The sequence below is a fragment of the Thermogemmatispora aurantia genome, assembly GCF_008974285.1.
GTDB classification, from domain to species: domain Bacteria; phylum Chloroflexota; class Ktedonobacteria; order Ktedonobacterales; family Ktedonobacteraceae; genus Thermogemmatispora; species Thermogemmatispora aurantia.
In genome coordinates, this window is record NZ_BKZV01000007.1 from 1 (window position 1) to 20,913 (window position 20,913).

At 57.7% G+C, this 20,913-nt stretch carries 12 protein-coding genes; all 12 read right to left on the minus strand.

Annotation, left to right across the window (positions count from 1 at the left end; all coding sequences use genetic code 11):
- Positions 1-1,441: condensation domain-containing protein (locus KTAU_RS18405; protein ID WP_228026532.1), on the minus strand; the 1,441-nt coding region annotated here is incomplete at its 3' end.
- A 72-nt stretch (positions 1,442-1,513) separates the two neighbouring features.
- Positions 1,514-4,888, minus strand: a complete 3,375-nt coding sequence (locus tag KTAU_RS22475) for a non-ribosomal peptide synthetase (RefSeq protein WP_151729753.1) — start codon at positions 4,886-4,888, stop codon at positions 1,514-1,516.
- Positions 4,889-4,898: 10 nt separating this feature from the next.
- On the minus strand, positions 4,899-6,146 hold the full coding sequence (locus KTAU_RS18415) for a cytochrome P450 (RefSeq protein ID WP_151729754.1): 1,248 nt from the start codon (positions 6,144-6,146) through the stop codon (positions 4,899-4,901).
- Positions 6,147-6,273: 127 nt separating this feature from the next.
- Positions 6,274-8,319: a non-ribosomal peptide synthetase gene (locus tag KTAU_RS18420; protein ID WP_151729755.1), complete on the minus strand. Its 2,046-nt coding sequence runs from the start codon at positions 8,317-8,319 to the stop codon at positions 6,274-6,276.
- Positions 8,320-8,683: 364 nt separating this feature from the next.
- Positions 8,684-9,838: a hypothetical protein gene (locus KTAU_RS18425; RefSeq protein WP_151729756.1), complete on the minus strand. Its 1,155-nt coding sequence runs from the start codon at positions 9,836-9,838 to the stop codon at positions 8,684-8,686.
- Positions 9,839-9,933: 95 nt separating this feature from the next.
- Positions 9,934-10,665 carry a polysaccharide deacetylase family protein gene (locus KTAU_RS18430; RefSeq protein ID WP_151729757.1) on the minus strand — a complete coding sequence of 244 codons (732 nt, stop codon included), beginning with the start codon at positions 10,663-10,665 and terminating at the stop codon, positions 9,934-9,936.
- Between the two features lie 57 nt (positions 10,666-10,722).
- Positions 10,723-11,979 carry a glycosyltransferase family 4 protein gene (locus tag KTAU_RS18435; RefSeq protein WP_151729758.1) on the minus strand — a complete coding sequence of 419 codons (1,257 nt, stop codon included), beginning with the start codon at positions 11,977-11,979 and terminating at the stop codon, positions 10,723-10,725.
- Positions 11,976-13,244 (minus strand): glycosyltransferase, encoded by a 1,269-nt coding sequence (locus tag KTAU_RS18440; RefSeq protein WP_151729759.1) that lies wholly within the window; start codon positions 13,242-13,244, stop codon positions 11,976-11,978. The genes KTAU_RS18435 and KTAU_RS18440 overlap by 4 nt, the downstream gene beginning before the upstream one ends.
- Positions 13,241-14,887 (minus strand): lipopolysaccharide biosynthesis protein, encoded by a 1,647-nt coding sequence (locus KTAU_RS18445; RefSeq protein ID WP_151729760.1) that lies wholly within the window; start codon positions 14,885-14,887, stop codon positions 13,241-13,243. The genes KTAU_RS18440 and KTAU_RS18445 overlap by 4 nt, the downstream gene beginning before the upstream one ends.
- Positions 14,884-17,130, minus strand: a complete 2,247-nt coding sequence (locus tag KTAU_RS18450) for a glycosyltransferase (RefSeq protein ID WP_151729761.1) — start codon at positions 17,128-17,130, stop codon at positions 14,884-14,886. Before KTAU_RS18450 ends, KTAU_RS18445 begins: the two co-directional genes overlap by 4 nt.
- A 47-nt stretch (positions 17,131-17,177) precedes the next feature.
- Positions 17,178-18,698 carry an O-antigen ligase family protein gene (locus KTAU_RS18455; RefSeq protein ID WP_151729762.1) on the minus strand — a complete coding sequence of 507 codons (1,521 nt, stop codon included), beginning with the start codon at positions 18,696-18,698 and terminating at the stop codon, positions 17,178-17,180.
- 5 nt (positions 18,699-18,703) lie between these two features.
- Positions 18,704-20,761: a tyrosine-protein kinase domain-containing protein gene (locus KTAU_RS18460; protein WP_151729763.1), complete on the minus strand. Its 2,058-nt coding sequence runs from the start codon at positions 20,759-20,761 to the stop codon at positions 18,704-18,706.
- Positions 20,762-20,913: the final 152 nt, after the last annotated feature.

Sequence of the window (20,913 nt, forward strand, 5' to 3'; positions counted from 1 at the left end):
AGAGGAGGGGGAGAGAGGCGAGGGAGCAGGAGGGATCGGAGACGAGCGAGGAGAGCAGGGTCTGCCAGTGGCGGGCGAGCCGGACAATGGTCTGCTCCTCAAACAACTCGCTGCTATACTCAATGCAGCCGTGCAGAGAACCGTCGGGCAGCTCCTCTAGAATCAGCGAGAGGTCAAAGCGGCTGCTCCCGTTGGACAGGGCACTCTCCTGAACGCGCCAGCCCTCTGGCAACGAGGCTGGAGCAGGTGCCAGTGAGACGGCAACCTGAAATAGTGGATTCTGAGAGAGATCGCGCTCGGGAAGAAGGTGTTGAACCAGGTGGTAGAAAGGCATATCGCTGTGAGCCAGCACTTCTGTTAGATTGTGCCATGTCTGTTTCACTAACTCACGAGCACTCAGCGTATTGCTCAATTGACTGCGCAGCACGAGGGTATTGAGAAAGTACCCTGGAATAGACTCAAACTCGGGCCGATGGTGGCGATCACTGGTGAAAATACCAATCAAAAAGTCCTCCTGGTAGCTGTAGCGATAGAGCAAGATCTGGAAAGCAGCCACCAGGGCCGTATAAAGGCTGATACCCTCCTCGTGGACAAAGCTATGCACCGTTTCCATTATATCTTTAGCAATAGTGAAGTGATAGGTGCTACCCTGAAAGCTCTGCTGAGCAGGGCGTGGACGGTCAGTAGGCAAGCTAAGCGCAGTCGGGGCGCCCTCTAAATAGCGCTTCCAGAAAGCGACCAGCTGTTGCAAACGCTCAGCAGAGAGATGAGCCTGTTGCCAGAGTGTGTAGTCGGCGTACTGATAAGGGGCAGGCTCGATACTTGGAGAAGGCTGCTGGCAAAAGCGCTGATAGAGGTGGAAGAGTTCAGGGAGCAGGATACTCTGAACGGTGTGGCCATCGCAGATAATGTGATGAACAACGAGGACAAGCCAGTGCAGCTGTGGGGAAAAATGGAGCAGGCAGGCGCGCAGCAAGGGAGCCTGAGAGAGATCAAACGGGAGGCGAGCCTGCTGCTCGACGAAGGAGCGAGCGGCGGCGAACTGCTCAGGCGCAGGCAGAGAAGAGAAGTCGGTCACAGGAAGAGGGAGAGAGAGGCAAGGCTCTACTACCTGCGCAGGGGAGCCATTGAACGCAGGGAAAGAAGATCTCCAGAGATGGTGACGATCCAGAAAGGCCTGAAGACTCTGCTGAAGAGCAGCCTCGTTCAGGTCGCCGGGAATCTCAATGACAATAGGGGTATTGTAGACAGCAGAATCAGGCTGTAGCTGGGAAAGAAACCAGAGCTGCTGCTGGCCATAAGAGAGAGGGGCAGGCTGCTCTGGATCGTGGTGCGGCAACGGAGGTAGCAAAGTTTTTCTGCCCTGTTGATCCAGCTTCCCTTCACGCAGCTTTTCAAGTAAAGCACGCCTCTTATTGGAAATATCTCTCTGTGATGTCATCTTCTACTACACCTGCTTTCTAGTTATAGCTAGATATCTGTACTTTTTGACAATCTTTTACCGAGCAGCTTTTCATGATAGCCCTAGGCGAGAGAGCCATTCTTCAGCCTCTTCATCGCTCATGCTCTCTATCTTCTCAAGGAGAAGTCGGTCGACCTCTACGGCCAAAGCACGCAGCGAGCCACTCCTGAAGAGGATCTGAAGGGGCAGGTCGACACCAAATGCTTCTGAGAGGCGAAGCATGAGCTGTGCACCCAGCAGTGAGTTTCCCCCCAGTCTGAAGAAATTCTCATCAAGATTGACATGCTCTCTCTTTAGTAGAGAAGCTGCCAGCTCTGCAATTCTGGCTTCGACTGGAGCCCTGGCTTCTCTTTCTATGTGAACATCCTCACGTAGAATATCGGTCTCCTCTGGTTTAGGCAAGCAAGCACGGTCGATTTTCCCATGCTCATTGGTTGGCATTTGCTCCAGCCTTACAAATGTGCCTGGAATCATGTAGTCTGGCAAGTGCTCTCTTAAATACTGGTGAAGACTGTGCAGGGTAAGCTCTGCTCCTGGCCGAGGCACGAGGTAGGCGACCAGTTGAGCGGAGGAGGGATCATCGGGGGAGGGCTGATGAAGGAGGACGGCGGCCTCCTGGACGGCGGGGTGGGAGCAGAGGAGGGCCTCGATTTCGCCGAGTTCGATGCGGAAGCCGCGGAGTTTCACCTGTTGGTCGAGGCGACCCAAGAAGAGGAGGGAGCCGTTGGGGAGCCAGCGGACGAGGTCGCCGGTGCGGTAGAGGCGGGCGGAGGGGTCAGAAGAGAAGGGGTGAGGGAGGAAGTGCTGGGAGGAGAGGGAGGGCTGGCGGAAGTAGCCGGGGGAGAGGGAAGGGCCGCCGATGAAGAGTTCGCCGGGGACGCCGATGGGGACGGGTTGGAAGGAGGGATCGAGGACATAGAGGGAGCAGTGGGGGAGAGGGTGGCCGATGGGGGCGGTAGGGAAGGGGTCGGAGGGGGAGCAGAGATGGACGGAGGCCCAGACGGTGGCTTCGGAGGGACCGTATTCATTGAAGAGGGGGGTCTGAGGGAGAAGGGAGTAGTGCAGTTGCACGAGGGAGCGCGGGCAGGGTTCGCCAGCGACGATGCAGCAGCGCAGGGAAGAGAGCTGGGAGGGGGAGGAGTGCTGCAGGAGGAAGCGGTAGAGGGAAGGGACGGCGAGCAGATGGGAGATGTGGGCCTGCTGCAGGAGGGAGGGGAGCAGGGGGAGGTGGTCGGAGAGAGGGAAAGGAGGGAGCACGAGGGTGGAGCCGGAGCAGAGGGACCAGAAGATGCCGGCGACGGAGCTGTCGAAGGAGCAGGGGGAGAGGAGGAGGAAGCGGGAGGGGGGCAGGTGGTGGTAGAAGAGGAGGCGGGAGAGAGTGGAGGAGAGGAGATTGGTGTGAGAGATGGAGACGGCTTTAGAGGAGCCGGTGGAGCCGGAGGTGAAGATGAGGTAGGCGAGCTGGTCGGGGGAGCCGGAGAAGGGGAGGTTTTCGGTGGGGAAGGAGGAGAGGAGGGAGAGGGTGTCGGGGGAGTCGAGGAGGAGGAGGGAGGTGTGGGCAGGGAGGGAAGGCAGAGAGGGAGCGAGGGCCTGGCAGGAGAGCAGGAAGGAGGGCTGGACGTGGGAGAGGAGGGAGGCCAGGCGGGAGGGAGGAGTAGAGGGATCGAGGGGGAGGTAGAAGGAGCCGGCTTTGAGGACGGCGAGGAGGGCGATGAAGAAGGAGGGGGAGGGGGGCAGCAGGAGGGCGACGGGAGAAGAGGGAGAGAGGCCGAGGGAGAGCAGGAGGCGGGCGAGCTGATTGGCCTGGGAGTTGAGAGTGTGATAGGAGAAGGAGGAGCCGGAGGGCAGGTCCAGGAGGGCGCAGGAGGAGGGAGAGCGCTGGGCCTGGGCTTCGAAGAGGAGGTGGATGGCAGGAGCGGGGGAAGGAGGGAGGGTCTGGGGGGAGGAGCTGAAGGAGACGAGGAGCTGGTGGCGCTCCTCGGGAGAGAGGAGGGGGAGAGAGGCGAGGGAGCAGGAGGGATCGGAGACGAGCGAGGAGAGCAGGGTCTGCCAGTGGCGGGCGAGCCGGACAATGGTCTGCTCCTCAAACAACTCGCTGCTATACTCAAAGCGCCCGATCAATCTCCCATCGGGTCGGTCATCCACCTCCAGCGAAAGATCAAACTTAGATGTCCCCGCACTCACATCCATCTGCGTAATCGTCCAGCCCGAAGGCAGCGCTGGCAGCTGTGGCTCAAGCGTCAGCGCTACCTGGAACAGTGGATTCCACGCCGCAGAGCGCTCCACCTGGAGCTGCTCCACCAGATAGCTGAAAGGTATATCCTGATGAGCGATTGCTCCTATTACTTTCTCTTGCACCTGTTGCAATAGCGAGCGGAAGCTCGAACTGCCTGTCAACTTGCAAGAGAGCGGGAGCGTATTCAAAAAATATCCTGGCATCCTGACAAACTCGGGACGTTGTTCACGGCTTCCCAGGACTGCTCCGACCACAATCTCCTCCTGCTGCGTATAGCGATACAACAGGAGCTGGAGAGAAGCCATCAGGACCATATAAAGCGTCATACCTTCCTCACGCGCCAACCTCTTGAGGGCCTCGGTTAGCTCCCTGCTCAATGCGAAAGGTACCATTCCCCCACGGAAGCTTTGAACTGGCGGCCTTGAGAAATCCGTAGGCAAATTAATCAACGCCGGTGCCCCTGCAAGCGCCTCTCGCCAATAAGCGAGCTGTTGATCAAGTAAGCTCTTATTGACAGAAGTCTGTTGCCAGAGCGTGTAGTCAGAGTACTGATAAGCTGGCTCCGGCAGAGGTGAGGAGCGATCAGCGCAAAATGCCTCATAGAGTGTCCACAGTTCTGGCAAGAAGACCTGGTAGAGAGTGACTCCATCGAAAATGATATGATGTAAAGTTAGATAGAGGCGATGGAGCCGATCCTCGACTTGAATAAGCAGACCGCGTACAAGAGGACCGTTTGCCAAATCAAAAGGAAGGCGAGCCTGCTCAGCAGCCAGGCGCTGAGCCTCTTTCTCTCGCTCTTCTGGGGGAAGATGCCGCAAATCCATAAAAGGCAATTCAAGCGGCTCGAAGGGATGGATCTTTTGAAAAGGCTGCCCATTCTCTTCGGGGAAGCTCGTGCGCCAGATCTCGTGGCGTCTGATAAACTCGTTAAAACTGCGCTCGAATACTTTGCGGTCTAGTGGGCCTGGCAGGTGGACAGTCACGCACTCGTTATAGACTGGCTCCTTTGCCAGGCGAGAGAGAAACCACAGTTGCTGCTGCCCAAACGAGAGCGGCGCAACCTCTCCTCGCTCATGTCGGGGAAGCGGCGTTAGCAGCCTCTGGGCCAGAGATTCGCCGATCAATTTCTTCTGGCGCAACTGCTCTAGCAGGAGTTGTCGTACATCCTCCACCGAGTGATTCTCGCTCATCGTTCACCTCTCACCTTTCCCAAGATACCGGCAAACTTTTGAGGCCACGCAGGCCGAGATTCTCACGCCAGACAAGCGGAACCGGCTCCAGCCGTAGACTAGGCAGGCGACGCACAATTAGCTCGATAGCAATTTGAACCTCAATACGCGCCAGAGCTGCCCCGAAGCAGAAATGACTGCCCCAGGCGAAGGCCACATGGCGATTGTCCTCGCGTCGAATATTGAGGCGGTCGGGATCGGGGAAGCGCTCTGGATCGCGGTTGGCTGCACCCATAACCGCGATCACTGCCTCGCGCTTCCGAATCTTCTTCCCACCCAGTTCCGTATCCTCGGGGGCCAGACGAGCCGTATGCTGGCTGGGACTCTCGTAGCGCAGCAACTCCTCCACTGCCGATGGGATCAGTGAGAGGTCTGCGCGCAGCAAAGCAAGCTGATCCGGGTGGCGCAATAAGCTCAGCACGCCATTCCCGATCAGATTGGTTGTTGTCTCCTGTCCTCCCACCATCGTAATAATCGTATTGGCGATAATCTCCTCCTCGCTCAGGCGATCGCCATCGATCTCGGCGGTCAAGAATGCATGGATCAAACCCTCGCGCGGATGGCGCTCAATTTCTCTGATGGCTGTGCGAAAATAGGCGGTCATCTCATTGAGACTGCGAATCGTCTGAGCCACCCGGTCCGGGTTATGTTGAAAATTCCCGAGCACCTGTGCGAAATCAGCTGACCAGGCTGTCAACTGCTGCCAATCCTCCGTAGGCACCCCCAGCATCTCGGCAGTGACGATCGCTGGTAAGGGATAAGCCAGGTCCGCGATCACGTCCATGTATCCCTGAGCTTGAACGCGATCGAGCAAGCTGTTAGCAATGTCGCGGATATGCTCGCGCAGCACGGCCACGCGGCGAGGAGTAAAAGCCTTCGCTGCCAGACTGCGCACCCGCGTATGGGCTGGCGGGTCCAGAAACAGCATCTGCTTCACCATGACGCGGGCCAGTGGAGTCAGCGCCTGCATCCCCATAGCCTCTAGCTGCTCAGGGGTTGGCGTGCGCTGGGCAGAAAAGCGCTGAAAGACCGTGATGACATCAGCATAGCGCGTCACTACCCAGGCGTGTAAAAAGGGGTCCCAGTGAACAGGGTCCTCGCGACGCAGGCGGTGGTATAGCGGATAAGGATTTGCCAGAATCTCTGGATCAAGTAGATGATACAAACTTAGTGGTGGCTCCTGCCGCTGTGGCGGCGTCACCGACCTCGGTTCCTGCATAATTGTCTAGGGCTCCTCTTGTCCAGCAACGGACTGACCGTTTCTTCTTGCAGTCGCAAACCATGCTGGCTGCTCTCTCCCCCTATTCTGGCAGCCGGCAGGCGCGTTACACGCTTCTCTCCCTGCTTCACCTGTTCCGCAACTGCTCTAGCAAGCTACTGGCTTCCTGCTCACTTATAGTGGCCAGGCGCTCAAGCAGTAGCTGCTCGATGCGAGCGGCGAGGCGGCGTACTGTTGGTGCGGTAAACAGCGTATGCAGCGAAATCTGCACCCCGAACAGCTCGGTCAGGCGCAAGATGAGCTGGGCCCCAAGCAGAGAGTGGCCACCGAGCATAAAGAAGTTGGCATTAGCATCGATTGCTGAGCGTCCCAGCAGCGAGCAGACTACCTCGGCCACCTGTTGTTCGATAGCGTTAGCTGGGGCCGCAGCCGCGTCGGTCGCAGGCAAAGCGGCCAGGCTTTCCATGTCTGCCTCTCCTGTCTCTGGAGCTTCTGACAGGATCTCGCTGGCTTCAGGTGGGGGTAACGCCGCCCGATCGATCTTGCCATGCGCAGTCAGTGGCAGGGCCTCCAGACGCACAAAGATCGTGGGAAGCATATAATTGGGCAACTGCTTAGCGAGCGCCGTACGCAGCTGAGAGGGTGTGGGACGCGCTTCTGGCGAGGTGACCACATAGGCCACAAGTTGCTTCTCGCCAGGTAGCTCCTCGCGAGCGATGACGACGCTGGCAGTGATCCCCGGCTGCTGATTGAGCACCGTGGCTATCTCGTCCAGCTCAACGCGATAACCTCGGATCTTGACCTGAGTATCCAGGCGGCCCAGGAAAGCAATCTGGCCATCTGGCAAGAAGCGTGCCTGATCGCCCGTACGATACATCCGGGCCCCAGGCTGTTGAGCAAATGGATCAGGGAGAAAACGCTCAGCGGTCAGCTCTGGGCGTCCTCGGTAACCACGAGCCACTCCCTGGCCGCCGATATACAGCTCGCCAGGTGTTCCCCAGGGCACAGGGCGGAGCGCTTCATCGAGAATGTAAATCGACGTATTGTCAATAGCCCAGCCAATAGATGGCGGCTCGGCCAGCGGCTCGCTCACTGGGGGCACAGGGCCGGAAGTCGCTACCACCGTGGCCTCGGTCGGTCCGTAGTTGTTCACCAGCGTGAAGGGCAGGCCGGGCTGCGGATAGCGGTGAAGCGTATCGGCTCCCGTCAGCAAGAAGCGCAGAGCAGTTTCGCGAGGCCATGGGAGCTGGATCAAACGTTCGGCCAGCGGCGTTGGTAAGAAAGCGATGGTGATTGCCTGCTCAACCAGCCAATCACGCAGTGCTGGTGCGGAGAGACGAAGCTCATCAGCAGGCAAATAGACAGTTGCGCCGCATGTCAGATAAGGCCAAAGCTCCCAGCCGGTTGCATCGAAAGCTGGACTGGTCACCTGGCTGGCCCTATCGGCAGCGCTCACGGAAAAGGCACGCTGGTGCCAGAAGATCAAATTCAGCAGGCCATCATGGGTGACCTCCACACCCTTGGGGCGCCCGGTTGAACCCGAGGTATAGATCACGTAGGCCAGATCGGCTGCTGTGGCCTGTTGTTCCTTGATCTCTCCCGTTGACTGGGTTGCCAGCCTGACGGCATCCTGATCTAAGTAGACACGCTGCCTCGTCGGGATCACAGCTTCCTGCTCAAGTTGGCGGGCCAGACGAGAAGTTGTGACCAATACGGGGGCCTGCGCGTCCTTCAGCATGAAGCATACGCGCTCGTGTGGATAAGACGGATCAAGCGGCAAATAGGCCCCGCCGGCTTTGAGAATAGCTAGCAGCCCCACTACCATCTCCGGTGAGCGCTCCAGGTAGAGGCCGACAGGAACACCAGGGTAGACCCCTAGCGCTCGGAGATAATGAGCCAGCTGATTGGCTCGCCGGTTTAGCTCCTGATAGCTCAAAGTAGTCCCCGCTGTCACTACTGCTGGAGCCTGCGGGCGCTCGCGCGCCTGCTGAGCAACAAGAGCCGGTATACAGATATCACGCGGATAATCTCGCTGAACTGCGACCCAGAGGCTGGGTGGCTGTTCTGCTTCACTCGCCAGGAGACGACCGGGATTCTCCTCGATTACACCTCTAGCCACCATTGCTAGCGCAGAGAGTTTGCTACTGTGCAGCTCTTCTTGCTGAAGATCCATATGAATAGCTTGCTCCTACTCAAATAAATCATATATCCTTATTGCCTCTCCCGGGAGAAGGCTATGATCAAGACAGCCTGCTGATTAAGCGTAGACAGACAGTACCCTTGAGGATACGTCTTTTGAAAAGTCACTGAATCCGTTGTGGCTGTAGCAGCTCTGAAGTGCTTCATTCCTGCTTACTATCCTCCCTATCTACCAGACTCCCTGCTCGGGGAGCGCGTATGAACGAATGCGCCTTCAAATGAGTTAGGAAGAAGAACGTCAGATAACAGTATACTGCTCTATTGGCTGGGAAGCTCCTCTGGGATAGCTTTTTTAGCTGAATATGATAGCCGTCTTTGCCGGCATTGATGACCGCTTTCTAGCGGACCTGATCCATTGCCAGGGGAGTTCCCTGTTCGGCTGTGCTCCAAATGTGCTGACAGGCGGCAATACCCTGACGAATGCCCTCCTGAATAGCGCGGTTATTGGCGGGCGTTTGGGTCTGCGAACTGTAGAGATTGGCGTCCCAGCCGTAATAAGCGATGCCGGTAGCTCCATGCTGGCAGAAGCTCTGACTTTGCTGGACAATATCGGCAGTGCTTGGCAGGGGCCAGCTCAAGCCTGCGCGTGTTGAGGGGCCGCCGAAAGCCTGGGCGATCCCAATCAGAGGTGTCTGGGTGTAGCTCCAGCCTCGTTTCTGCAGGCTAGTGAACATGGCATTCAGAGTGCTGCGCATCGACCAGTCATAGCGGCTGGCTGAGGCATCTTCCTTGGCTTGCAAGACCGTGAAGATGTAGAGACCGATCATGTCGCAGCCCTCGGGAGTGAAATTAGCCGCCACCTCATCGTGCCAGCCGGTATCGAAGCCTGAAGGAGGCGAGGCGCCAAAACCGCAGATGGCTGGGCGCTGTGGCGTGTATTGCTGGATCAAGTCGTGAAACTTGATTAACAGCTCACGAGCGCTGCCGGGGTCCCACAGCACCCAGTCATCGAGCACCCAGTAACCCAGAATGAGCGGATTGGACTGGGTCTCTTCGAGATGCCGTCTGACAAGCTGAAGCAAAGCCTCTTCACTCGGAATCGGCACGGAGTCCCGCCCGCAGTAAGGATGGGCGCCGGGCGGTGGTGGTTTGACCGTCTTTGTGCGGTGGCACTCGTAATACTGCAGATAGCTAGAGATATAGCCATCGATGACCTGCATGTGAGCAGCCTGCAGCGCCTGCCCTAGTTCGCTCTCAGGCGAGGGAGGATTGCCGTACTCAAAGACAACCCGCATCCCCAAGGCAGCAGCCTCAGCTACCTCGGCAGGAGTGCCAACGCTGAAGCCGCCGATCAGGCGCAGGTCCTTGAAGCGGCTCTCCTGTCCGCTGGAGCCGGAGAAGCGCGGGCTGCTGATTGTCAGTTGAGAAACCAGTGGCGAATTGGTAATCACCCACCAGGGATGTAGCAGCCAACCTGCTCCTACCAAGATGACTATAACCGACACGCTGAGCAGCAAAAAGGCGCGCTTCTGCCAATGATATACCTGCTTCATACGTTTGTCGCTCCCTGCTTGACTTCCTGCGCAATGGTCATGCTAGAATGGCGACCGGCCCGGCCTCGCTGCTCTTGAGAACTCCTCGCCGGTGACTAAGCCGTCTCGACCTCCTGTTGGCCAAAAAGCTTGGGAAGAAAGGTTTTGGCCAGTTCCAGGTTTCCCTCGTAGCTACGATAGAGCCAGCTTTCCAGCTTCTGCCTGGGTGTTGCTCCCTCGGCTACCCACCAAATGGGGTGTGTCAAGAGCTGAAGCGCCTTCTTGTCACGAAAAGCGGCTGACTGCAGCGGGTGGCCATAGCGCCAGCGTCCTGTGGAATCGCTGATATAGGCAAGGTCGCCCCGCTGGGCTAAATGATAGACCCTATAGATCGGCCTGGCCTCTTCTACCGGGATGCTGGAGAGCGTGCGCGGACTGTGGACGCTCGCGATATCACGCTTGACATAGGGGTAGAAGTGGGCCAGGATCTCTATTTCGTGGGCAACGTCAAGACGCTGACCGTGATAATCCTGTAGATCAATGTGAAGGGCGATATCATGTCCATAATTATGAATCTGCTCCAGAAGACGAGCACTTTCTGTGCTAAGTACATTATAGAATGGAGAGGACAGCATCACAAAATACGTGGCCTGGAAGCCTAACTCGTGTTCGACCCGGGCAATCTCCAGAGCTGCTTTTAGGCTGATATCAATATCGTGTCTCAGAAGCAGTATCCGCTCGCCGCTTGCTAGCCGCTCCTCAAGAGCGTCAAAAAGCGAGCAACGGTAGCCTCGGCTGGCAAAGGCCGAGAGGAGTTGACGATAGCCTTGTAACGTAAAGTCTTCCACTGCTCTTCTACCTGTTTCTAGGTTCTACTATGAGTGAACTTTATAGTCTGCTGATTTTTAACTGTTGACGATCTGCTGGTATAGTTGCAGTAGGTTTTCCTGTTCCTTCTCCCAATGCAGATCGGAAGAGGCCGCCTGTAGAGCATTCTGGCGCATGGTAGCCAGCGTCTCTGGGCGGGCGAACATCCCATTAATGGTCCTGGCAATAGCTTGAGGAGTAAGCTCGCTAACCACCTCACCCAGGCCGTAAGCCTGCACCAGCTCTACCACGGCAGGCAGGGCCGAGGTCAGAACGGGTACGCCGGCCATAATGTACTCAAACAGCTTATTGGGCAGAAACATCCGCACATTCAGCGAATAGTCGGGCGAGGCGACCAGTAAGCCTAGATCCGCCGAGGCTGTCCAGCTCAGCAGCTCGGCGTAAGGTACTGCGGGCAAGAGCTTCACGCGGTCGCTGACTTGCTCTGCCGCAATCAACTGTTCCAGCTCCTCTGCGGCGTTGCCTAATCCTTTCCCTAAGAGCACAATCACGATCTCGGGATCAAGGTAGCGAGCGGCCTTGACCAGAAGATCCAGCGAGCGGTTGGCCTGGAGGCGTCCCTGATAAAGTGCGAGGCGGATCTGAGGTGCAAGGCCAAGGGCCTCGTGTAGCCGTCTAGTACGTGTCACCTGCTGGTAGGGAGGAATATTACGTACCAGCGCCAGGTGTTTAATCCGGTAGCGGCGCTGAAGCTCCTCAACAATTGGTGGAGAGACCGTGATTACGCCATCGCTGGCTGGAATCATTCCCTGCATGAGCAGGGTCAGCAGATGGTGAAGTAAGCGTCGCCCCCAGCTCATCGAAGAGAGGGGATGCTCCTCCAGAGGCATTTCGTGAGCCTCAAAGACCAGCCGTTTCCGGCGCAGGCGCGAGGCCAGGTAGCAAGCTGGTAAAGCGGCAACATCATGAGCGTGGTAAACATCCGCGTCTGTGCTCAGCACCTGCCACGTACCGCGTACGAGGAGAGAGGCAGCTCGCAATAGAGCGCGACGTTTGAAACGAGATGAGAAAAACTCGGGGGCCAGCCGTACATGCTGCAGGGCAATGCCTTGGATTTGCTCACGAGCAGGTTGCTCTTGGGAGTCCAAATCGACCACGCTGACGTGACAGCCGGCGGCGCTGAGCGCGGTAGCGGCCCGCATTACTCGTACATCACTCTTCCCCTGGCCCAGTACATGCATACAGACCCGCAGGGAGGGTAAACCTCCTGAATGCTCTCCGTTTGAAGCCTTGGTAGCCTTATTGGGGCGCTGGCTGGCTAGCAACTCTGTCAAAGTGATTCCTCCTGCTGTGGCGCTGGCGCGCTAGTCGGGTTTGCTGGCAACAGCGCCTGATAGAGTTCAAACAGCTGAAATTGCTCGCGGTTCCAGTTGAACTCGCGACGCGCAATCTCCAGGGCGTGCCGGCGCATGCGCTCCAGGGCCTCCTGGTCGTGGATGACCCGATTAATCGTGGCGGCAACAGTGGCCGGATCACGCGACGGCTCAACCACTCCCAATTGGTGGGTCTGAATCAGCTCGGCAATCACATCCAGCTGAGAGCTGAGCACGGGAAGTCCTGCCATCAAGTACTCAAAAAACTTATTTGGCAGGCAGTAGCGAATACTCAGCGAGTAATCGGAGGGAAGCAGGGTCAGGCCGAGATCGGCTGAAGCAGTCCAGCTGAGAAGTTCCTCGTAGGGAACGGGCGGCAGTAGTTTCACACGCTCCTCTACCCCAAGCTCGGCGATTAGCTGCTGCAGTTTCTGTTGTATTGGCGCGCGGGCGGCCCCAAGCATGACGATCACGACGTCTGATTCTAGAAATGGAGCAGCCCGCACGAGCAGATCAAGGCCACGATTTTCCTGTAAATTTCCCTGATAGAGTGCAATGCGGGTATCATTTGATAAGCCCAATCTCTCGCGTAAAAGATTAGCACGCTCAACCTGCTGGTAAGGTGGTACATTGCGCAGGAGCGTGACACGCTGGCCGCCGTACTCGCGCTCGATGAAGGAGACGATAGGCGGTGAGACAGCGATTACCCCCTGGCTGTGTCGAATGAGGTAGCGCAGCACGTGGCGCGCAATCGCCAGGAGGCGAGGCCAATGCTGGACTGCTCGATCAGACAGAGGCAGTTCAGGCGAGTCGAAGATCAAGGGCTTATGTCGCAGTCTGGCTGCCACAAAGGTGGCTGGTAATGTATGCTCTACAAATGAGTGATAGATGTCTGCCTCTTCCCGCAGAAGATAAAGGATACTTAATAGATTGATGCGGAGCAGCTTCACCAGGAACCAGGGCTTAAAGCGCGTTGGAGAAAACCAGGCGGGCATGAGAATATGTTTCAGCCTGATCCCCTGGTGAATCTCCTCGCGGGGAGAGGTGTATGACCCGACAACGTCCACAATGGTGACCTGCAGACCTGCCTCCTTCAGAGCGGTAGCGGTGCGCCACAAACGCGCATCGCCGATGGCTGGAGCGAACCTGAGCATGACAACTCGCTGTCCCTGAAAAAGCGGCGTGAGGTCAACAGGCACATCTGGGGCCTCAGATACAGTAGTCATAGGCTTCTTTTCACTCTCCTTCCGGGCAAGGAATGGCACAGGCGAGCAAGCTGCTGTAGTGGTAGGCGAGCCAGTACCAGCAGGATGACGGCGTAGGCCAGCCAGGTCAGTCCATAAAGAACGCCGCTGCTCAGCGGATCGAGGCCTTGGGCGAGGAATGCCGCGACGAAGTAGAGGGCGATCCCGATGGCTAGCGCACAGAGAAAGAAGCCGACCTCGAAGGGCACTGGATACATCTGGTTGTTCACCAGATAAGCGAGGAGCGAGAGGAAGGCGTAGGCCAGCAGTGTTGAGAAGGCCGCGCCTAGTGCGCCGCTGAGGGGAATGAGGACCACATTCAACACTACGTTAAAAATAGCAGCCTCTGCCGTCAGGACTACTGCATACCATGTTCTTCTCTTGATCGATATTCCCACATTGAAGACGTTGTAAATGCCGTAAAAGACCATAGACATGGCCACTAAAGAGATCACAGGCGAGGCCCCCTGGTAGCTGGCGGGGAAGAGGACCTCTAGCAAGAACTTACCGGCGAGTGAGAGGCCAAAGGCAGCCAGCAAAAGGATCACGCTGAACCAGCGGAAGATCAGTCTGAAGATCTGTGGCGCGTCGCGGCGACGAGCTACAGAGAACATAGTCGTAGGCCAGGCCAGGTTGAAAGGCGAGATGACCAACACGCCCAGGACGTTGCCCAGTGTATAGGCGATCGAGTAGCTGGCGGTTTCGGCCAGAGAGCCAAAGCGGCTCAGGAGATAGCGATCTGAGAGCTGCAGCACCCAGACGGACACGAAGCTTGCCACCAGTGGTACGCCGAAAGACAACATATTGCGCGCCATCTCTCGGTCGAAGGTCAGGCCCGCTTCCCAGAGGATCACAGGCAATATTCCGAAAACCGCGATGGCATAGCCGCTGGCTGCGCCTAGCAAGGCCCCGGTCATGCCCAAATGCATGGGTCCCACGTAGAGCAAGGTTGTGACGAGGCCCACGAGCAGATTAGCGATCGACAGTGTCGCATAGAGCGTAGGACGGTTCTCAGCTCGCAGCCAGGCCAGGCCCGGCACGCTCAAATTCTGTAGCAGCACCACCAAAGCTGCTGCCTGCACTGGCGCTGTCAGAAGGGCTGACTGGAAAAGGAGCAAGGCAATGAAGGCTGCGCCTAAAGACATGGCCAGGGTGACCACAATCGAGATCGCCAGCAGAAGCCCCACCAGCGTCGAGAGCACGCGCAGGCGCTCACTGCGCGATTCGTAATCGTAGCCATAGGCGCGGAAAAAGGCATTCCCCAGACCGAGCTGAGTGATGCCAGCGATTAGCGAGATAGCTGAGAGCAGCACAGAGAGAGCACCATACTCGTCGCGCGAGAGCGCGTGGGTCAGAAAAGGAGCCAACACCAGCGAGGTCAGCGGGCCAGCCAAAGAGGAGAGGGCGTAGATCCCGCTGCTCTTGACCAGAGTGCGCAGCTGACCTACATAGTCATTGCGCTTCTCTTGGGCTGGTGCTGGGGTACTGGGTTCCGGCACCCTTGGCAGAGCCGGTTGCACTGGTCGAGTGACCTGCACCGCTGGCGCCGGCTGATAACTCGGCGCATACGGTGGATATTGCGGCCCTGGGTAGGCTGGGTAAGGCTGTGGTGTTGTTGGCTTCAATCCTCAACTTCCCCCTCTAGGCCGGTACGGGCCACCGTTTCTGTAGAGATCTGCTCTAGAGCGGCCCAGCCAGAGGCCCGAAGCAGAACCCGCCGGAAAGCCTCGGGACTGTGTCGATCGGCAATATAGGCCCGGGCAGCCTGACCCATCTGGCGGCAGAGAGCAGGGTTGGCAAGCAAACGTACGAGCGCGCTGGCGGTCTCCTCTATATCAGCCGGTCTGACTGCAATGCCGCGTCCCTCGGCAAGCAGCAGCGCATTCGAGGGCGGACGGGTTGAAGCGATCACTGCGCAGCCTGCGGCCATCGCCTCCAGTACGGCCATTGAGAAGCAAGCGCCTCGGGTACTGGTGTAGAGAAAAATATCGCTGATCGAAAGGAGACGGGCAATCTCAGGCGCAGGGAGCTCGCCCCAGAGAGCACAATGCTCCTGGAGCTGGAGCTGATCAATCGTCTGCTCAAGCTCCGGGCGCAGAGGCCCATCACCGGCAATGATCAGGCGCACCCTGGCTCGGGTACTGGGCTGTAAATGCTCCAGGGCGCGAGCCAGGCTGGCCAGCGCGAGATCAAGGCCTTTCTCTGGCGTAAGGCGGCAGGCGATGGCCACCACCATATCGTCCTGCCTTAGCCCATATTCTTGGCGGCGACGCGCACGCTCCTCCTCGGAGGGCACTGGATAGCGCTCGATATTGACCATGCTAGCGAAGCGCACCACGCGGCTGGCAGGAATACCGAAACGTGCTGCCATCGTCTCCACGCCATCGCCCGCAACGCCTGGCACCAGATACTGGTCAACACAGCGAGCTGCTAAGCGGAGCATCAGGCGATAGGAGGGCCAGTAGCACCACTCCTGCACACGCCCGATAAAGCGGCGTAGGCGGCTACGATGGGCGAGCAGATGCCTACGCTCGGCCAGGTGTAGTGGATGAATATCTTCCTGGAGCAGCGTCAGATGACCGTGATCAATACAAATCACGCGTGCACCGGCCAGGCGTCCTAATGGGGCGGAGAGCAAGGCAGAGAAGACTGCATCCTGCGGCAGTACAAGGTCAAAAGCTGTCCCCCGGCGTAGCAAGGCAAACAGCCTGGCGGCACCGGTCAAGACATAGAACCAGACAAACGGGAAGTGGGAGGCGCCCATCCAGGAGCGACCAAAGCGATGGATTATGTACCTACCAGTCTCCTGGTCAGTAATGGCTCGTGTGAGATATTCCATTCTCCAATGGCCCTGCATGGCCTCTTCAATCCCTTCCAGGACCGTGAGCACCCCGCCGATGGCTGGAAAAGCAGGGAGAGGGACGCAGACGCGCAGCTGATTGGAGGAGTCCACCGGGCGTGGAAAAAGGTGCGGTTGCCAGCGACGCCAGAGACGTGCACTCAAGGAATGCCGGATATGCCACCGGCGGTAGCGCAGACGGCCCTGCCAGCTTCTCGCATAACGTTGCCAGCGCTGGAGGGCGCGGGCACAAACCTCGCTCTTCGTCGAGGTCGCCAGGGCATCCAGCAAAGCAATCTGGAGAGTTAGCTCCTGGGGCGTTGCCAGATGGCGCGTGGCCAGGTCACGATAGGGCCAAAAAGGCCCGGAGAACTCACTCAAACTCTGCTCAAAGGTAGTGAGAGCTTGCTGGAAAAGCTGTCGAATCGCCTCATCGCAAGCGGGCCAATACCGTATCAGCTCGTGGAGGCTGAGCAAGGCCAATGCCATGCCGTTGAAGCTGTGGGTGGCCGGATAAAGCGCCAGCTCCTCAAAAAAGATCCCGTCAGCATAGAGCGGGGAGCAAATTCCTCCATCCAGGATATCGCGGCGGAAGGTCGCCAGACAGCGCTCCAGCGCCAGGGCGTAAACCTGGTCGCCAGTCATACTCAGAGCGCGCAGCAAGACGGCCAGGGCGCAGCTCTGCATAGGGGCGGAGAGGCAAAGCGCCCCCCTGCCACCGGGTCGAGTCGAGACTAGCAGCCAGCCGCCAGCTCCATGGCCGAGAGGCTGCTCCAAAGCGAGCAAGTGCCTGGCCTCTTCAAGGAAGAGATCCCTTTCCTGGCGATCGCCGCTCTCTAGAGAGCGATTCCAATGACCCAAAGCGCGCCAGGCTGTTGGTAAGGCGATCGTACTGGCGGCCAGTGGATTGCTCAGGCTTAGACAAAGCTCTAGAACCGCTGCAGGATAGGGGCCGGGCTGTTGGGGCCAGCCACCTTCCTGCCGCTCACTACCACTACGCACTTTTTCATACTCAAAAGAGATAGACATAGATCTTCTCCAGAGATGCACCTGTCAGTTAGAAGAGATCAGATATATTAATCGCGCATGGGTGTATCCGTCATGGCGGAGGTGGGGGTCAGGCTAGCCAGGAGCAGAGGAGAAGAGAGCAGGCCCAGCATGAGCCAGCCGAAGCAGGCCAGGGGGGGCAGAGTCCAGCCATTGATGCTGATGCTATTGATGCACAGCGCTCCAACGGCAGCCAGACCACCGGCAAGCAGTGCGCGATGGCGCTGATCACAGAGACGCCAGGTGCGCCAGGCCTTCCACAGGTAGCAGATCAAGAGTGCGAGGAAGACTGCTAAGACTGGCAGGCCGCCCATCGCACCAAATTCCAGATAGGAATCGTGGGGATGAGCCAGTGGCACATACTGAAGTGGCGAGCGGTAGGGATCTGAGACCTGCATATAGATGCTCAAGCCGAAACCTACGCCTGTGAGTGGATAGGCCATAATCACATTCAAAGCCGTTTCCCAGGCGCCTAGACGCAGCGATAGCTCTCCTTGGCCTGTCAGATGAGCGAAGAGGAGCTGGAGCTGGTCGAAGAAGAAGAGAATCAAGATGAGCGAGACGAGAAAGATGCTCAGAGTGATCTGCAGGCGTAGCTTCCAGCTGTCCACAAAGAGCAAGAAGAAAACCAGGCCGCAGCAGGCAGCTACCCAGGCGCCACCGCTAAAGGTGAATAGCAGCGCAGGTCCAATCAGTAGTGCCTCACCCAGATAGAGCAGGCGGGCCAGCCAGGAGCGACTGTGTGCGTAGAGGCCCAAAGGAATGAAGAGAGCGAAGGCGAAGAAGGTCCCATTCCAGTTCGGGTCTACAAAGAAGCCCCCTACGCGTTGTACACCGGTATCGCCAAGAGTGAAATTCGAAACGCTCTTCAGGAATGGGTCGTAGAGGGAGGTGCCCAGGATAAATTTGCCTGTCAGCGCGATTACAATCGTATGAGCGGCGATCAAAGCGCCAAAGGCTGCTAGGAGTTCCAAGACCAACCAGAGGCTTTTCAGATTACGTGCCGTATTCAGACCCAGCCAGAAGAAAAGGAAGGAACCGGCGATGACATTCGGATAATAGAAGAGAGCATCATCCAAATTTGTGGCTCCGCGTAGGGAGGGAAAGAAAGTCAGGCCCAAAAAGAGGAGCCAGAGCCAGAGTGGACGAGGTTCTGCCCAAGGACGCTGCTGTGAGCGACCGAGGAAGAACACCAGCAAGAGGACGAGCGTGAGCAGCTGAGCTGTCGCGATGAGGGACATATAGAAGTCAAGGTAGAGATGAATCAGGGCAACAGCCACCGCCAGAATCTCGTCGCAGCGCAGGTAAAGCAGCAAAACTAAAAATAGCAGGCCGGCGATCAAGACGGTTGACATCGAAGCGGCCTGGCGGGTCACACTGGTGGAAGGAATGATTGTCCCGACGAGTAAAGGAGCGAAAACTTCCAACATGCCCATCAGGATCAAAGCCCCGATGAGGAGAGCAGCGAGCCCTGTGGAGGGAGCGATCAGCTCCCTCCGTCCACGCTCGCTTGACATTGAGCGCTGGGTTGTCTTCTGAACGATACTCATAGTCCCTATCGCTCTCCGCGCTGTCTATGCGGTTCTATCGAAGGCATCTCCAGCGTTTTCAGCTCAGTGATATCGGAGCCACGCTGTCCTGGGCGTGGAGCAGGGCCTTCGGCTGCCTCCGCTGGGGCGTTGAGACTACCGGGACGCTCGCGTGTCAGGCGAGGACGAGCTGGGACCGGAGAACTTTTCGCGTCCGACCCTGATCCGATCCCCGTTGCGGGGGTCATGACTCGCTGAACCTGGGCAGGAGTGGCTGGCTCCGTCAGTGACTGACTTGACCCAGTGCGCTGCTGACTGGCCGTTGCAGGCATCCCTGGCGGCTGTGGAGCGGGTGAAGGTTGATGTACTCCCCTTGCTGCAGCCGGAGAGTGCTCTCTTCCCGTCAGCGCGGCCTGCTGGTGTTCCTGTCTCCATCGGCTGCTTGTCAGTGCCGCTCCTACCTGTTCACTGTGCTCATCGCCTACTGCCTGGTAGTAGTAGGGGGTGATACTACCGCGCTGCTGTTGTTGCTTATTGACAACACAGCCAATGATGCGTACGCCTGTCTGGCGCAGGAGGGCGCGTGCCTGTCGGATATGCTCTTTCCGAGAGCGAGTGATGTCGACCACTAAGAGAGCACTATCGACCCGTGAAGCCAGGATACTGGCGTCGGCCAGGCCTAACAGTGGCGGTGCATCGAAGATCACGATATCGAAATAGTAATCCGCCAGGTTCGATAGCAGGTTGCGCATGGCCTGCGAATCCAACAGCTCGGGCGGATTGGGAGGGAGATGCCCGGCTGGCATCAGCCAGAGATTAGCAGTGCTGGTCTCATAGAGAAAGCTATCGAGGATACCACCCTGCTCGGTCGGGCGCTGGCGTGAAGACGAGACGCTTGGCAGGGGCGTCGTCGATGACTGACTCATGGCCATAATAGCGCTGCTCAGGCCGGCTTCAGCAGCGGAGACCCCAAAGAGGCGATGCAGCATTGGGCGGCGCATGTCAGCATCCACAAGCAGAGTCCGCTTCCCCGCCTTAGCCATAAAAATAGCCAGATTCGCGGCAACCGTGCTCTTGCCCTCTCCTGGCACAGAGCTGGTGATTAAGAGATAGTTAACAGGTGTATCAATAGAACAGAAACCGATGTTCGTGCGAAGGATGCGATAGGATTCAATGAGGCCAGCATGCTCCTTGGGATTAAAGACCTCTTTCTCCTCTGAGGAGCGCACTCGCCAGACGGTCGCGAGAACGGGATAGCCGAAGAGCTGAGCCAGCAGCTCGCCGGTGCGCACCCGTGTATCAAGCTGTTCCAGGAGCAGCGCTAGTAGCACGCCGATGAGAAGGCCAGTTACCAGTCCTGCCCCGGTGTTAAGTAAGATACGTGGCTGAGCTGGACTGGTCGGGGGAGAGGCCTGCTGGACAACACGCAGAAAATTCCCGTTTTCCGCTTCGGTCAGCTCCAGTTGAACAAGGGCATCTTGAACCTGGGAATAGCGATCCTGCAGAGCCTTGAGCCGGGATTGCAGCATACTGACCTGCTGCTGATCATTAGTGGTACTCTCAATTTTACTGATCTGATTGCTAACGCTGTTGATTTGCTGCTCTGTAGAAGTAAGCTCTTGTTGTAGCTGTTGTTGAGAACGTTGATTGTCTTGCTGGATAGCAGCATCTTGTTGCTTAATAAATGTCTGAGCTATATCATTAGCCAGGGCCGCGGCCCGCGTTGGACTTTCATCCAGGACAGAGATCTTGAATAGCTGCGTATTTGTCTCTGTAGTAGTGGAGACACGCGAGGCCAGCGTGGAAGCGCTCAAGCCTGGATAATGGGAAGCCACTTCTGTAAGGACCGGCTGGCTCGTGACCAGTGTCGCCTCGGTATCGACGAGCTGGTCGCTGGCCAAAAGATTATTATAGTCAGCCAAATTGTTGCCCGTGCGAACGGTGACTTGCATGAGGACCGACGCCTGGTAGAGGGGAGTCATCAGCTTGCTGGCGATCAGGGCCCCGATGCCGACCGCCATGCAGCAGATGGCAACCAGCCACCAGCGCTTGGCTAGCACGGCTGCGTACTGAGCAATCGTCATTCTAGGTGTTCCTCTCTTGCAGATACCTTTGCCCTGTCTTTGCTCTCATTGTTATATGTATCGATCCTGGCTGAGAATTGTAAACTTCTGGGGAAAGAGTGGTAAGAAGGTCCTGTTCCCCGAATGAGCAGATTCGGTGCTGGGCTGGACCA